We start from the raw sequence: 13,959 nt of genomic DNA, 5'->3' as shown, positions 1-13,959 counted from the left end.
CCGCCGATTATGCCGCGCTCGGCACGTCGCCGGGCTTCTGCCACCACTGCCACACGGGCAAATGCCCCGTTGGCGTGACGACGCAGGACGCCGTTCTCGAACAGCGCGTCCAGCCCGATGAGGGTTCGCGCCGTGTGCGCAACTATCTCAAGACGCTGAACATGGAACTGACCACGATCGCGCGTGCCTGCGGGAAGCAGAACGTGCATCACCTGGAGCCCGAGGATCTGGTCGCCCTGACCGTGGAAGCCGCGGCGATGGCGCGCGTGCCGCTCGCGGGCACTTCGTGGATTCCTGGCTGGAACAATTAATTTTAATTAGCCGGACTTTTTTGACTCTGGAACAGTTGAGCAAACTCGACGTTGAATCAGCAATCTTTCAGGAGCCCTACATGAGTACGCAAAGCACCACACAGGCAGCGCCGGCATCGTCAACCGGCCTGCGTGCCGGTACTTTAGGTTTCGCCGAAGTCATTGGTCAGTCCATCGCCAACCTTTCGCCGACCTTTACGCCGTCGATCAACGTGACCGCGATCGCGGCGCTGGCAGGCGCAGGAACCTGGCTGATTTATGGCCTTTCGACGCTCGGGCTGCTGCTGGTCAGCATGAGCATCATCGCGCTCTCCAGCCGGATTGCCACCGCCGGGTCGTTCTTCATCTACATTTCGCGCGCGCTCGGACCGATGGCAGGGGGCATCGCCGGCTGGGGATTGATCGCGGCATATATCGGCACCGCGATGGGAGTTGGCGCCGCAGGTGTGGTGTTCGTGCAGAATGCCTTCTCTTCCTGGGGCATCAACATCCCGTCGTGGGCGGTCTACACCGTTTTCGTTGCGCTCGCCTGGTTCTTCTCCGCACGCGACGTGAAGCTTTCCTCGCGGCTCTCGCTGGCCATCGAGGCCGCTTCGGTCGTGATCGTGGGCGGCGTGCTGATCTACGTGCTCGCACTGCATCCGGACCATATCGTCGACCATACGCAGTTGCGGCTGCAGGGCGTGAGCGGCAAGGGTATGGCGCAAGGCATGGTGCTGGGTATCTTCTCCTATGTGGGTTTCGAAAGCGCGGCCTCGCTCGGCCAGGAGACCAGAAACCCGCTGCGCGTCATTCCGCGCGCCGTGGTCTGGAGCGTGATCCTGTCCGGCCTGTTCTTCATGTTCGTCGCCTATTCGATGACGATCGCCTACCACGGCGACGCGGCCAAGCTCGGCGCCGATTCGGCCGTGCTCAACACCTTGCTTGCGAGCGTCGGCGCCTCGCCGCTCGGCCCCGTGTTTTATCTGATCGCCTCGATCAGCGCGTTCTCGTGCGTGCTTGCGTGCATCAACTCGTCCAGCCGCCTGCTCTATTCCATGGGGCGCTACCAGTTCGTGCATCGCTCGATGGGGATGGTTCACCGCACGCACCAGACGCCGTATCTCGCCGTGGCGTTTTCCTCGATCGTGACCTTCGTCGTGTGCATCGCGATGCTGGGCACCGGTCCGCTCAACACCTTCGGCTACACGAGTACGTTCGCCACCTTCGGCTTTCTGGTGACCTATTTTCTCGTCGCGGTTTCGGCGCCCCTCTATCTGAAGAAGCTGGGCGTGCTCAAGCCGGTCAACGTGCTGTGGGGCGTGCTCGGCGCGCTGGCGATGGTCGGGGCGGTGATCGGCAGCGTCTATCCGGTGCCGGACTATCCGTATAACATCCTGCCGTATCTGTTCGTGGCGTACATGCTCGTCGGCACGGTCTGGTTGCTCATGCTGAAGAAGCGTTCGCCGCAGGTGCTCGAGAAAATCGAACACGATCTGGAAACCAGCGACGTGATGACTCACGGCAAAAAGTAAATGACCGAACCGCGCTCCGTGGATCGCCCGTCTGCCCCGGCTGAGGACCGGAGGGCGGTCCACGCAGCCGCGGCGGCCGCAGCGCCAGGCGAAGCGCAGGCTCAGGAAGTCGAGTTGCAGTTGCAGCCCGAGCGCGGCGAATGCGCGGCGCTCGAGATCGGCTGCGTTTCGCGCCCGGCGCGTGTGCGTGGACAACATCGCGTCAACGAGGACTATGTCGGCGTGATGCTCGGCGATCTGGCTGCGCGCGCCGCGCGTGGCAGTGTGATCGCGCTGGCAGACGGCGTTAGCGCGAGCCAGGGTGGCCGCGTCGCGGCCGAGCTTTCGGTGCGCACCTTCATCGATGCGTACTACGGGCTGCCCGAAACGCTCCAGCCCAGCGTGGCCGCCGCGCGTTCGCTGGAAGCGGTGCACGACTGGCTGCACCACATGGGCCGGGTTGATCCAACGCTCAAACAAATGGCCGCGTCGTTTGCGGCGCTGGTCATCCGGCGCGCCACAGCGTATCTCGTGGCGGCCGGAGACGTGCGGCTCTATTTGCTGCGCGACGGGCAACTGGCGCAAATCGGCGAAGACGACATCGTGCCAGTCGCTTTTGGTTCGTACGTGGCGCACGCCGTCGGCATGAATCCCGCGCTCGTGACGCGCTTCGAAACGTTCGAGCTGCGCGAGCATGACCGCCTGCTCTTGTGCTCGGACGGTCTTTATCGTCATGTGCCGACGCGTGAGTTACAGACGGTGCTCGCGGCGCGCAATGGGGCAATGGAAACCGCGCGCCGGCTCGACGCGCTGGCACTCACGCGCGGCTCACAGGACGATGTGACGAGCGCGGTGATCGACGTTGGCAGCCTGCCGTTGCTCGACGGCGGCTACCTGGAGCGCGTGGTCGGCATGCTGCCGATTCTCGCCGTGCCCGACGCCGGCGACGTCATCGACGGATATCGGCTCGAGAGCGTGCTCAGCGATGGCTTTTATTCGCGGATCTTCGCCGGCCGCGATGTGGCCGATCCGGACACGCCGCTGGCGCTCAAGTTTCCCAAGCCGCGCGTCGAGCAGGACGAGAACATACGCCAGTCCATCGTGCGCGAGCGCTGGCTCGCCGGCAAGGTTGGCGAAGCTGGCGTGCTCGCGCCGTTGCCCGTCGACGCCAACCGGCAAACGCGGCTCTACGTGGTGATGCCGCTCGGCGATGGGGTCACGCTGGAAACGCTGCTTTCGGCACCGCAGCCGCTCGCGCTGCCGCGCGCGATCGCAATAGCGCGGCACTTGGGCCGCTCGATCGACGCGCTGAATCGCCGCCATGTCTACCATCGCGATATCAAGCCCGAGAACGTGCTGGTGATGCGGAACGACAGTACGTGCCTGCTCGACCTCGGCTTCGGCTACATGCCCGGTATGGCGTTGCCGGGCCCGGCCGTCGCGCCCGGCTCGCCGGCGTACATGGCGCCCGAGTTGATGAGAGGCGCGCAGGGCGACGCGCGCTCCGAGGTGTTCGCGTATGGCGTAACCCTGTATCGGCTTTTCAGCGGGGGCAAGCTGCCGTACGGCTTCAATGGCCGCGTGCCGCTCTACGAGCACCGGCCCGACGCGCCGCAATGGCTCGATCTCGTGCTGGAGAAAGCGATGCAGCCCGATCCCGCGCGCAGGTATCAGGACGTGCTTGCGGTCTGCGCCGATCTCGAACGCCTTTCGAGCGGCCAGGGCGCGATGGAACCGGTTCGACGCAAGCCCTTGCTCGAGCGCGAACCGGTGCTGTTCTGGCAGGGCGTCTGCGTTCTACTGCTCGCGCTGCTGCTTTGGTCGCTGATACGGCGATGAGCGCGCATCCATCGTCCCAAGGGGGCGCCTGTCGCTTACGCGGCGGCGGGCGTCGGATTCACTTCGACTGTCACATGCGAGAGCCCCTTGAAACGCTGGAGTGCAGTGCGGTAGAAGCCTGGGTTGCGCTGCGCCTCGCGCGTGGCAACCGATACGATCGCACTCATGTGCCCCGGGCCCACGCGCCAGACATGAAGGTCGAGCACGGTGTCGCCGCTGTCTTCGATGACCTGGCGGACCTTCTCGGCCATGCGATTGTCCAGATTCATGTCGAGCAGAATGCCGCCCGTGTCGCGCATCAAGCCCCATGACCAGTTAGCGATCACGAGTGCGCCGATGACACCCGCAAGCGGGTCCATCCAGACCCAGCCAAACGCACGCGCCAGCAGCAGGCCGATGATGGCCAGCACGGAAACCGCCGCGTCGGCAATGACGTGAATGTAGGCCGAGCGGATGTTGTGGTCACGGTGCGCGGCCGCCTGCGCATCGTCGTGTTCGTGCTCGTGTTCCTCGAACTCGACCTCATGCGCGCCATCGGGCAGATGAACGACGGCCCTGAAGGCGTGCGGCTCGGGGATGTCGTCCGTCGATTCCAGATAGCCGCCGCGATCGGTGAACGTGAAAGTCTGGTGCGTGCCGTCGGGGCGGATCGTCGTAACGGAAACATCGCTGGCGTTCAGTTTCGACGAGGCCGTTTCGGGTTTCAGCCGGAAGACGGGCGGTACGCCGTCTTCGAAGACCGACAACGCAAACACGCCGGCGCTGCCGAAGATGCGATGCACCTCGTCGTCGTGGCCGTGTTTGTCTTCATGGCCGTGACCGTGACCGTGACCGTGATCGTGACCATGACCGTGGCTATGCCCATGACTGTGGCCGTGGTGATCTCCGCTCAACAGCCAGACGCTCGCGAGATTGACGAGGAGGCCAAGCACGGCGATAGGGATCGCCTGACCGAAGTGAATGGGCACGGGCGAGAGAAAGCGCGCAACGGCTTCGTACGCGATCAGCAGCGCGATCATGGCAAGCACGATGGCGCTGGTAAAGCCCGCGAGGTCGCCCAGCTTGCCGGTACCGAATACGAAGCGATTGTCGGCCGCGTGGCGGCGCGCGTAGGTGTATGCCAAAGCGGCGATCAGCATTGCGCCGGCGTGCGTCGACATATGCAGACCATCGGCGACGAGCGCAAGCGAGCCGAAAAGACTGCCGCCGACAATTTCAGCCACCATCATCGCGCTGCACAGCGCGATCACCATCCATGTCCTGCGCTCGTTGTCTTCGTGCGCTGCGCCCAGAAAGATGTGGTCGTGCCCCGCTCCGAACGCGGAATCTTCGAAGTTGGTCATGATTGCCTCTTACTTGAAGTAGCTGTGGACGACTTCGATCAGCTGCTCGGTGCCGCTGCCGTGCTCGTCGTCCGGCTCGGCGTCGACGAGATGGGTCCGGATGTGGTCTTCGAGAACCACGGCAAGCAGTCCGTTCATCGCCCCGCGGCTACTGGTGATGAGCTGCAGCACGTCCATGCAGCCGCGCTCTTCTTCCAGTGCGCGCTCGATGGCTTCGACCTGCCCCTTGATGCGGCGAACGCGGTTGAGCAACTTTTGTTTTTCGCGAATCGTATGGCTCACGACTAGCCCCTGAAAATACGGTAGGGGGCTATCTTACCCTGGATAGGGTACGGGGGTATACGTCCTCGCAGCCGAGGGGCTCCTGGGCACCCGGTGCAGTTAGCAGGATTCATTTGCCCAATCGGGCAAATCGCGCGGTGTCGCCAACCTGGCAAGCTGTGCGAGCCTGGGGGGCCGCTGCTGTTCCGGGATCGGCCGCGGGTTCCATCTTGATGCCGAACGCGACGAGCAGCATCTCCAGGAGAAGGCGCACGGGGCCGTCCCCCAGCGAATACAGAATGGACCTCGATTCCCTGCGTGTCTGGACTAGTCCGGCTTTGCGAAGCTCGGCCAGTTGCTGCGAAAGCGCAGGTTGCCTGATGTCCAGTTCTTCCTCCAGTTGCCCCACCGAGCGCTCGCCCTGAGCGATCTGGCAGAGCAACTGAAGCCGGTTCGCATTGCCGAGCAGACGCATGATCTCCGCTGCTTCGGCCGCGCGTCCCTTTAGCGCTTCTAACCCGTCGGATGAGCTAGTCGTCATGATTGCCGCTCCCGAAAATACCAGGGTGCGCCGTCTTGCTCGCGTTGCATGACGTCATAGAGCGACGTCGGCGCCAGGTCGAGCAGCGGCATGCCTTCCTGCCAGCCTTCAGGCGTGGAAGCGCCGCTGCCGTCCGCGGCCTGCAGGGCGCGCACGAGGCGCAACTGTTCCTCCACCGAGCGCCCGACGTTCAACGGATACCAGGTGATGGCCCGAATCACCCCTTGCGGATCGATCACGTAGCTCGCGCGGATGGCGGCCGCGTCGGGCGCCAGCGGGTCGAGCATCCCGTAAGCCGTTGCGATCGCCATGGATGGATCTTCGATGATGGGAAACGTCACTTTGACGCCGAAATGCGCATGAATGTCGCGTAGCCAGGCGAGGTGCGAATACAGGCTGTCAATGGACAAGCCTAGCAGCCGGCAGCCTATCGCGTCGAAGCTGCCTTGTGCCTGAGCAAGGCGGATGAACTCGCTCGTGCATACCGGCGTGAAGTCAGCGGGATGGGCGAACAGAAGGAGCCAGCTGCCGCGGTAGTCCGCAAGCGAGCGTTCTCCGCAGGTGGTTCGAGCACGGAACTCGGGCGCCGGATCTCCGATCCGGAGCGCTCGTGGCGCTGCTACAGGGTCGCTCATGGGGCACCTGATTCTCTGCAAGTTTGCAAGGGATACTTTCAATTCTAATTATTGCATATTCGACTAAGTATCTACCCGGTAAAGGCGGCTAGAGCGCGAAGCCGGTGCAACAGATCAAGCGTGCGACACTGGGTCACGCGTTTCGCGTGAGGTAAAAAATTACGCAATTAAATAGAATTCGAAAGTGTCGAGGGCGGCAGGCAGCGTGCTTCGGTCTTTCGCCCCTTAGGGGGTTTTTCACTCCACGGCATCGAAGTGCCATTGCCCGGAGCGTTCGTTCGCTGACTGTCGGCGAGCGGCTCGGGGCCCCGGGATTCGGCTCGTTCAGCTTTTAGCGGAGCATTACATGATCAACGACACCGTGGTTGAGCTGTCGCGGCTGCAGTTCGCCGCCACTGCGCTCTATCACTTTCTCTTCGTCCCACTGACGCTGGGGCTCACTTTTCTTCTTGCGGTGATGGAGACTGTCTACGTCATCACCGGCAAGAAAATCTACCGCGAGATTACCCAGTTCTGGAGCGGTCTGTTTCTGATCAATTTCGCCCTCGGTGTGGCGACCGGCCTGACCATGGAGTTCGAGTTCGGCACGAACTGGTCGTTCTACTCGGGCTTCGTGGGCGATATCTTTGGTGCGCCGCTTGCCATCGAAGGGCTGATGGCCTTCTTCATGGAGTCCACGTTTATCGGCCTGATGGCATTCGGCTGGGACCGCCTTTCGAAGACGCAGCACCTGATCGTCACCTATCTCGTGGCACTCGGTTCGAACTTCTCGGCGCTCTGGATTCTCGTTGCAAACGGCTTCATGCAGAACCCACAGGGCGCCGCGTTCAATCCCGTGACCATGCGCATGGAGTTGACTAGCCTCGGCGCGCTGATCTTCAGCGAAGACGCGCAGACGAAGTTCGTTCACACGAGTATTGCGGGCTACGTCACCGCGGCCATCTTCGTCACGGGCATCAGCGCGTACTACATGCTCCGCGGCCGGCACATGGAGATCGCGAAGCGTTCGTTCCGCATGGCGAGCCTGTTCGGCGTGCTCTCGGTGGCGGGCGTGATCACGCTTGGCGATGCGCTGGGGTTCGTGGGCGGCCATGCGCAACCCTCGAAGCTCGCGGCCATGGAAGCGATGTGGCAGACGGAACAGGCGCCGGCGCCGTTCAATGTGGCCACCTGGCCGGTTCAGGGCGAGCAGCGTAACGCGTGGAGCATCCAGATTCCCTATGTCCTGACACCGCTCCTCACGCATACGCTCGACACGATCGTGCCCGGCATCGACCGCATCGAGGCCGATGCCGCGCGGCGCATCCGCAACGGCATTCCCGCAGTCGAGGCGCTCAAGGTGCTGAGTTCGGACCCAGGCAACGCCGCCGCGCTCGCGCAGTTCAACGCCCACAAGGACGACCTGGGCTACGGCTTTCTCGTGAAGCGCTATGCGAGCGGGCAGGACGTCGCGAACGCGACCGACGAGGACATCGCCCGTGCGTCGCGCGACGCCATTCCGAACGTCTTCACGATTTTCTGGGTCTTCCGTGCGATGGTCGCCTGCGGCTTGCTCATGCTCGCGTACTTCGTGCTCTCCGTGATCTTCTCGCTGCGAGGCGACATCGCGCGTCACCGCTGGTTCCTCAGGCTCGCGCCGTGGATGATTCCCGTTCCCTTCATCGCCTGCGAGATGGGCTGGATTACCGCCGAGGTGGGCCGCCAGCCGTGGACCGTGTTCGGCGTCCTGCCGACATGGATGTCCGCGTCGACGCACAGCGTGGGCTACATGATCTTCTCGCTCGCGGGATTCATGCTGATCTATACGGTTTTCGCGGCCGTCGAGATCTTTTTGATGACCCGGGCGATTCGCAAGGGGCCCGAAAGCCATCATGGCGACGGCGAGGCAGCCGTGCTCGAACCGGCCGCGCTGCCCGTCACGACTGTCAAGGAGCACTAAATGGAACTCTATTTATTCTTCAAGGTGCTCTGGTGGCTGCTCCTCGGCGTCCTGCTGATGGGGCTGGCGATCATGGTGGGCATGGACATGGGCGTTGGCGCGCTGCTGCGCTACGTGGGTCGGACCGACACTGAGCGGCGTATCGCGCTCAATACGATAGCGCCGCATTGGGACGGCAACCAGGTCTGGTTCATTCTCGGGGGCGGTGCGATCTTCGCCGCCTTTCCGCTGCTCTACGCCACTGCGTTTTCGGGACTCTACATCGTCATGCTGCTGTTGCTCTGGACGATGATCGTGCGGCCGCTCGGGTTCGAATATCGCAGCAAGCTTCCCACACCCGCATGGCGCAACGCGTGGGATTGGGCGCTCGTCGTGAGCGGCGCCGTGCCGATGATCGTCTACGGCGCGGGCATGGGCAACATGCTGCTGGGCGTGCCGTTTCACTTCGGCTGGGATCTGACATCGTTCTATACCGGTAGCTTCCTGAGTCTGCTCAATCCTTTCGCGGTGATGTGCGGAGTCCTGTCGCTCTCACTGTCGATCTGGATGGGTGGTGCGATGCTGATGGGGCGTACCGAGCGCGGCGCACTTTGGGCCAGGGCGAGGCGTGCGGCGACGGTGGGCGCAATCGTTGCCATCGTTCTCTTCACGATCGGCGGGATCTGGGCGAGCCATCTCAGTGGCTACCGCATCGAACATGCTCCAATGCCGGGCGTTGCCCAGACTCCGCTGCAGCAGAGCGTGACGAGAGCCGAGGGCGCATGGCTCGACAACTTCCACCTGTACCCCGCGCTGTGGCTCGTGCCGGCCCTTGGCTACGCCGGAATGGTCCTCGGCCTGCTCGCCATTCGCGCCGGCCGTGCGTCGCTCGCCTGGTGGCTCGGCGCACTGGCCTGGATCGGGGTGATCGGCACCGCCGGCGTGAGCCTCTTTCCGTTCCTCATGCCGTCGTCCAGCGACCCGTCGCAGAGCCTCACCGTGTGGAATGCGGTTTCGAGCCGCAACACGCTCATGTGGATGAGCGGCTGGACCGCTGTGTTCATGCCGGCGATCATCGCTTACACGAGTTGGGCGTTCTATGTCATGCGCGGAAAGGTGAAGGCCGAGCATGTCGAATCGAATCCGCACGCATATTGAAGGAGTGAGTCATGAAAATCGTCCAGCACTTTTTGGTGTTCATGGCCGTTGCGGTGATCGCGATCGTGCTCGGCGTGGTGGTCGGCGACTACGGTGCCTGGTACTTTTCCTGGCTCATCGGCACGGCAACGATTGTGCTTTTCGCCGTAGCCGGCGGTGTGCTGTTCGACACCCAGGAAAAGGAAAGAGGCTGACCAGTGCCGGTACCGCTGGTCATCGGCGCGGGCGCGCCCTGTGCAGGCGGAGCCGAACTGAAGCGGCTGCCTGGTTGGGGGCGCGGCGCTGGGTGCTGCCGGCGGTTTGCCAGGGCGAGTTGAGGCAGACCCTTGCGCAGGCCGGCGATTGCAATGCCGACTGTGAGATTGAATTGCCGGTGCTTTCGCCGCGACCGTTTTCGCGCAGGAGGTGCCGCGTCGAAACTTGCAGCTATGAAGGCCCAGACACTGATGGAACGGTTGCGAGAGGAGGTCGACGAGCGGGACGGATTCGCAGCGTACGCCGCTTCGCTACGGCGTGGCCGTGCATGCGACGGCGTGCGATTGAGAGGCCACGCCTCACGCGGCGAGTCCGTATCGGCATCAGGGCATTTCGTGTCGTTCCTGTTGCGCTTGTTGCGTGTCGAACAAAACGCCCCCCGCTGTCGCAAACAGCACGATCAACGCGGTGCCGACGAGCCACGAAAAGTACCAGAGACCGTAGTTGCCGACGATGACACCCACCACTATGGCGGCAACCGCGATCGCAAGGAACAACATGAATTGCAGAGCAGTTTTCATCGTGCCTCCGTCTTGTCGTGTATCGATAAGCGCGATGGCGGCGCGCCGCCGCACTAGCGCGATCTCCGGAAGGATTATAGGCGCCACGGTATCGACCAGGTAGGTAATCATCGATGTCTTACCCAGACGTATCACCCAGAAAAATCGTCGATCGCTGGCTGGCACGGCGCGCGGTCTCCATTCGCGCGGGCGTGGGCCAAACCGTGGCGCTCGGCATGGGATCGGGACTGCTGATGATGGTGCAGGCAGCGTTGCTCGCCGCCGTCCTGAGCGCCGTGGTGATGGAGAAAGCGGCGCTCGCCCGGGTATGGCCGGCTCTGGCAGTGATGCTGCCGGTGATGGGCCTGCGTTTCGTTGTGATCCGGCTCGCAGAGCGCACCGCGTTCGCGGGTGCTGCTTCCATGCGGCAGGCACTGCGCGGCGAGCTGCTGCGCAAGTTGCAGGCGCTGGGGCCGATGTGGCTGCGCGGCGAGGCGAGCGGGGCCCTCGCGACCCATCTCGTCCAGGGTGTGGAAGCACTCGAGGGCTACTATGCGCGATGGTTGCCCGCACGCGCGCTGACGGTTCTGCTACCGTTCGCTATCCTTATGGTCGTGTTTCCGGTGGATCGGACCTCAGGGCTCGTCCTGCTGGCCACGGCGCCGCTGATTCCGCTATTCATGATTCTGCTCGGCAAGGCCGCTGCCGATGCGAACCAGCGCCAATGGAAACTGCTCGCGCAACTGGGGGCGCGATTCCTCGATTCGCTTCAAGGCATCACGACACTGAGGCTCTTCAATGCAGGCCGTCGTGAAGCCGCCGTCATCGCGCGGCTATCCGAGACTTATCGCACGAGTACCATGAAGGTGCTCAGGGTCGCGTTTCTTTCTTCGGTCGTGCTGGAATTTCTCGCGACCCTTGGCATCGCGGTCGTCGCAGTGCTGGTGGGTTTTCATCTGCTTTACGGAAAGATCCCGCTTTTGCGCGGTTTGTTCGTCTTGTTGCTCGCGCCCGAGTTCTACCTGCCGCTGCGCACGCTGGGCAGCCGGTATCACGAGCGGCTCGACGCGATCGCGGCCGCGGAGCGCATCATGGAAATACTCGACCTGCCCGAACCGGTCAACGGCGGTTCGCGGTTGCCGCTGCCTGCCGCGAACGGCTACAGGATCCGCTTCGACAATGTTTCCCACTCATGGTCGCCCGGGCGCGCCGCACTCGACGGCCTTCAGCTGGTCGCCGAAGCGGGGCGCATCACGGCGCTGGTCGGACCCAGCGGCGCGGGCAAGAGCACGGTGCTGAACCTGCTGCTGGGTTTCGAGCCTGCAACCGCCGGGACCATTTCTGTCAACGGGCAGTTGTTGAACGAGACCGATCTCGATGACTGGCGCGCGCGCGTGGCGTGGGTGCCGCAACGTGCGCATGTGTTTGCGGGCACGGTACGGGAGAATCTCCTGATTGCCCGGCCGGAAGCGGACTTCGATGCCCTGCGTGCGGCGGCGGCAAACGCGGGCGCCGACGCATTCATTCAAGCGCTGCCGCACGGTTACGACACGCGCCTCGGTGAACGCGGAGTGGGGCTGTCGGGCGGACAGATCCAGCGACTCGCCCTGGCGCGCGCTTTCCTGAAGGATGCGCCCGTGCTCCTGCTCGACGAACCCACAGCGAGCCTGGACGCCCACACCCAGGCGAGCCTTCACCATGCGCTGCGCCGCCTCGCCCGCGGCCGCACAGTGATCCTCGTCGCACACCGGCTGGCAACGGCGGCCCTTGCCGACTCGATCGTGGTCATCGACAAGGGCAAAGCCGTGCAGTCGGGAACGCATGCACGGCTTGCGGATGAAGAGGGTGTCTATCGGCGGCTTATCGAGGCCGAAGTGGGTGGTCTCCCATCGCGTGCGGAGGTCGAGGCATGAAACCGTCTGATCGTACTGCCGCGCCAACGCCACACGATCGCGCTGTCACGCGTGCCGATCTCCGGCGCCTCATCGCGCTGCTTCGCCCTTATTGGTGGTGGATGGCCGCAGGCGCCGCGTTGTCGCTCGGGACCGTACTCGCCAATGTCGCCTTGATGGCAGTTGCCGGCTGGTTCATTGCATCGATGGCGCTGGCCGGCGCGACGCATCTTGCATTCGACTACTTCACTCCGGCTGCGCTAATCCGCGCCTGCGCGATCATCCGCACCGGAGGGCGTTACGTCGAGCGAGTCGTGACGCACGAAGCCACGCTAAGGCTTCTCGCGCGCCTGCGCGTATGGCTCTACACCCGCATCGAGCCGCTTGCACCGGCGGGTCTCGAGCACCTGCGCGGCGCCGACCTGGCGACGCGCATTCAGTCCGATATCGACAGTCTCAGCAATCTCTACCTTCGTGCAATGGTTCCCATCGTGACAGGCGGCGTGGGAACGCTAGTGATCGTCGCGGTGCTGTCGGCATTCAGTGTGCCGGTTGCGGCAGTCGCGTTGCTGTTTTTGCTGCTGGCCGGGATTGCGTTACCGGCCATCGGCTTCACGACGACACGCGAACCCGCCCGTGCCAGCGTCGCTTTGCGCGCCGAAATGCACGAGGTCATCGTCGATAGCCTGCAGGGACTCGGCGAGCTTCAGGTTTATGGCGCAGCGTCCACGTACGCGCAAAAGGTCGATCGGCTTTCCGCGCGATTGGTCGGGCAGCAGGAGAAGATTAGTCATGCCAGGGGACTTTCGGAGGCGGCGCTCGCCGTCTGCGTTTCGGCCGCGACGTGGTGCGCGCTGCTGCTGGCCATCCCACGAATGACGTCCTCTTCCCTGGCGCCAGCGGACGTCGCCATGCTCGCGTTTCTCGTGCTCGCGAGTTTCGAAGCGGTCATGCCGATTTCCCAGGCGCTCCAGCTTCTAGGCGAAAGCCTTGCCGCTGCCCGCCGGATCTTCGAACTGGCGGACGCGACGCCTGCGGTGCAGGATCGTCCGGAGCCTGTTGCGCTGGCAACGGGCAACGATTTAGTGGTGCGCGATTTGAGCTTCCGGTACGGCGATGCACTTCCGTGGATTCTGCGTGATCTCTCATTCGAACTTCCGGCCGGCCACCGTCTTGCCATCGTTGGCGCGAGCGGCGCAGGAAAGAGCACTCTCGTGCAACTGCTGCTCCGTTTCCGGGACTATTCGATCGGACGCATCGAACTGGGCGGGCTCGATTTGCGCGATTGCGCGGCCGAAGCGGTGCGCTCCCGCATTGCCGTCGTTTCGCAGGACACCTGGCTTTTCAATGACACGATCCGGGCGAACCTGCTGATCGCACGCCCGGATGCCGATCAGGCTAGCCTGGAGGCGGCATGCCGCGACGCGCAGCTGCACGCGTTCATCTGCAGCCTGCCGCAGGGCTATGACACGCAGGTCGGGGAGGCAGGTACGCGGCTGTCGGGTGGCCAGGCCCGGCGGCTCGCGATTGCCCGCGCGCTGCTGCGCGATGCGCCAATCCTGGTGCTGGACGAGCCGACAGAGGGGCTGGACACCGAAACCGAACAGGCTTTGATGGCCGCTGTCGTCAAGTTGATGGCGGGGCGCAGCGTTGTTCTCATTACGCACAGGCTCGAGGGGCTTGCGGGACAGTTTGACAGGATCCTCGTGCTGGATGAATGCCGCGAGGCGCAGGCGAATTGATTCCGGACGCTCTCGCACCGGAGAAGGCCCAGAACCCGAGGCGTCTCGGCGCCACACGCGAAGAGCAGCTG

At 63.7% G+C, this 13,959-nt stretch carries 13 protein-coding genes; 8 read left to right on the top strand and 5 right to left on the bottom strand.

What is annotated here, in order from left to right; genetic code table 11:
* The 3 genes from BMI01S_RS25670 to BMI01S_RS25660 form a co-directional block, all read left to right on the top strand.
* The coding region (locus BMI01S_RS25670) for a glutamate synthase-related protein (protein ID WP_042290960.1) at window positions 1-311 on the top strand (311 nt) is incomplete at its 5' end.
* 80 nt (window positions 312-391) lie between these two features.
* The gene (locus BMI01S_RS25665) at window positions 392-1,825 is read left to right on the top strand and encodes an APC family permease (RefSeq protein WP_036045913.1); all 1,434 of its coding nucleotides are present in this window, start codon (window positions 392-394) and stop codon (window positions 1,823-1,825) included.
* On the top strand, window positions 1,826-3,643 hold the full coding sequence (locus BMI01S_RS25660; RefSeq protein ID WP_051381485.1) for a bifunctional protein-serine/threonine kinase/phosphatase: 1,818 nt from the start codon (window positions 1,826-1,828) through the stop codon (window positions 3,641-3,643).
* A gap of 35 nt (window positions 3,644-3,678) precedes the next feature.
* Here BMI01S_RS25660 and dmeF read toward each other — a convergent pair whose 3' ends face one another.
* The 4 genes from dmeF to BMI01S_RS25640 all read right to left on the bottom strand — a co-directional run bounded on the left by dmeF (window position 3,679) and on the right by BMI01S_RS25640 (window position 6,423).
* The gene (dmeF, locus tag BMI01S_RS25655) at window positions 3,679-4,986 is read right to left on the bottom strand and encodes a CDF family Co(II)/Ni(II) efflux transporter DmeF (RefSeq protein ID WP_028231927.1); all 1,308 of its coding nucleotides are present in this window, start codon (window positions 4,984-4,986) and stop codon (window positions 3,679-3,681) included.
* Window positions 4,987-4,995: 9 nt separating this feature from the next.
* Window positions 4,996-5,268: a metal/formaldehyde-sensitive transcriptional repressor gene (locus BMI01S_RS25650; RefSeq protein ID WP_028206235.1), complete on the bottom strand. Its 273-nt coding sequence runs from the start codon at window positions 5,266-5,268 to the stop codon at window positions 4,996-4,998.
* 109 nt (window positions 5,269-5,377) lie between these two features.
* Entirely contained in the window at window positions 5,378-5,722 is a 345-nt protein-coding gene (locus BMI01S_RS25645) for an ArsR/SmtB family transcription factor (RefSeq protein ID WP_238328035.1), read from the bottom strand.
* A gap of 62 nt (window positions 5,723-5,784) precedes the next feature.
* Window positions 5,785-6,423 (bottom strand): peroxiredoxin, encoded by a 639-nt coding sequence (locus BMI01S_RS25640; RefSeq protein ID WP_028213961.1) that lies wholly within the window; start codon window positions 6,421-6,423, stop codon window positions 5,785-5,787.
* Between the two features lie 346 nt (window positions 6,424-6,769).
* On the opposite strand from BMI01S_RS25640, the gene BMI01S_RS25635 reads away from it, so the two are divergent.
* Genes BMI01S_RS25635 through BMI01S_RS25625 form a run of 3 tightly spaced genes read left to right on the top strand, consistent with a single transcriptional unit; the run spans window position 6,770 to window position 9,693 of the window.
* Complete coding sequence (locus BMI01S_RS25635) at window positions 6,770-8,362, top strand: cytochrome ubiquinol oxidase subunit I (protein ID WP_028213960.1); 1,593 nt, start codon at window positions 6,770-6,772, stop codon at window positions 8,360-8,362.
* A complete protein-coding gene (gene cydB, locus BMI01S_RS25630; RefSeq protein ID WP_028231926.1) occupies window positions 8,363-9,499 on the top strand; it encodes a cytochrome d ubiquinol oxidase subunit II in 1,137 nt (378 codons plus the stop codon). It begins immediately after the preceding gene.
* Between the two features lie 11 nt (window positions 9,500-9,510).
* The gene (locus BMI01S_RS25625) at window positions 9,511-9,693 is read left to right on the top strand and encodes a hypothetical protein (protein ID WP_028213958.1); all 183 of its coding nucleotides are present in this window, start codon (window positions 9,511-9,513) and stop codon (window positions 9,691-9,693) included.
* Between the two features lie 384 nt (window positions 9,694-10,077).
* Here BMI01S_RS25625 and BMI01S_RS43195 read toward each other — a convergent pair whose 3' ends face one another.
* Window positions 10,078-10,386, bottom strand: coding sequence for a hypothetical protein (locus BMI01S_RS43195; protein ID WP_238328034.1), 309 nt, complete (start codon window positions 10,384-10,386; stop codon window positions 10,078-10,080).
* 2 nt (window positions 10,387-10,388) lie between these two features.
* On the opposite strand from BMI01S_RS43195, the gene cydD reads away from it, so the two are divergent.
* Window positions 10,389-12,167 (top strand): thiol reductant ABC exporter subunit CydD, encoded by a 1,779-nt coding sequence (gene cydD, locus BMI01S_RS25615; RefSeq protein ID WP_042290959.1) that lies wholly within the window; start codon window positions 10,389-10,391, stop codon window positions 12,165-12,167.
* The gene (cydC, locus tag BMI01S_RS25610; RefSeq protein ID WP_042290958.1) at window positions 12,164-13,888 is read left to right on the top strand and encodes a thiol reductant ABC exporter subunit CydC; all 1,725 of its coding nucleotides are present in this window, start codon (window positions 12,164-12,166) and stop codon (window positions 13,886-13,888) included. Before cydD ends, cydC begins: the two co-directional genes overlap by 4 nt.
* The last annotated feature ends 71 nt before the right edge of the window (window positions 13,889-13,959 follow it).

It is taken from the genome of Paraburkholderia mimosarum LMG 23256 = NBRC 106338, from assembly GCF_000739815.1.
In the GTDB taxonomy this organism is placed as follows: Bacteria; Pseudomonadota; Gammaproteobacteria; order Burkholderiales; family Burkholderiaceae; genus Paraburkholderia; species Paraburkholderia mimosarum.
Note: the sequence above shows the minus strand (reverse complement) of the source record. Positions and strands in the feature narration are given on the sequence as shown.

Bases quoted from the DNA above. Each gene is read 5' to 3' on its own strand.
- BMI01S_RS25665 (WP_036045913.1), top strand. From the start codon at position 392: ATGAGTACGCAAAGCACCACACAGGCAGCGCCGGCATCGTCAACCGGC.
- BMI01S_RS25660 (WP_051381485.1), top strand. From the start codon at position 1,826: ATGACCGAACCGCGCTCCGTGGATCGCCCGTCTGCCCCGGCTGAGGAC.
- dmeF (WP_028231927.1), bottom strand. From the start codon at position 4,986: ATGACCAACTTCGAAGATTCCGCGTTCGGAGCGGGGCACGACCACATC.
- BMI01S_RS25645 (WP_238328035.1), bottom strand. From the start codon at position 5,722: ATGCGTCTGCTCGGCAATGCGAACCGGCTTCAGTTGCTCTGCCAGATC.
- BMI01S_RS25640 (WP_028213961.1), bottom strand. From the start codon at position 6,423: ATGAGCGACCCTGTAGCAGCGCCACGAGCGCTCCGGATCGGAGATCCG.
- BMI01S_RS25635 (WP_028213960.1), top strand. From the start codon at position 6,770: ATGATCAACGACACCGTGGTTGAGCTGTCGCGGCTGCAGTTCGCCGCC.
- cydB (WP_028231926.1), top strand. From the start codon at position 8,363: ATGGAACTCTATTTATTCTTCAAGGTGCTCTGGTGGCTGCTCCTCGGC.
- BMI01S_RS25625 (WP_028213958.1), top strand. From the start codon at position 9,511: ATGAAAATCGTCCAGCACTTTTTGGTGTTCATGGCCGTTGCGGTGATC.
- BMI01S_RS43195 (WP_238328034.1), bottom strand. From the start codon at position 10,386: ATGATTACCTACCTGGTCGATACCGTGGCGCCTATAATCCTTCCGGAG.
- cydD (WP_042290959.1), top strand. From the start codon at position 10,389: ATGTCTTACCCAGACGTATCACCCAGAAAAATCGTCGATCGCTGGCTG.
- cydC (WP_042290958.1), top strand. From the start codon at position 12,164: ATGAAACCGTCTGATCGTACTGCCGCGCCAACGCCACACGATCGCGCT.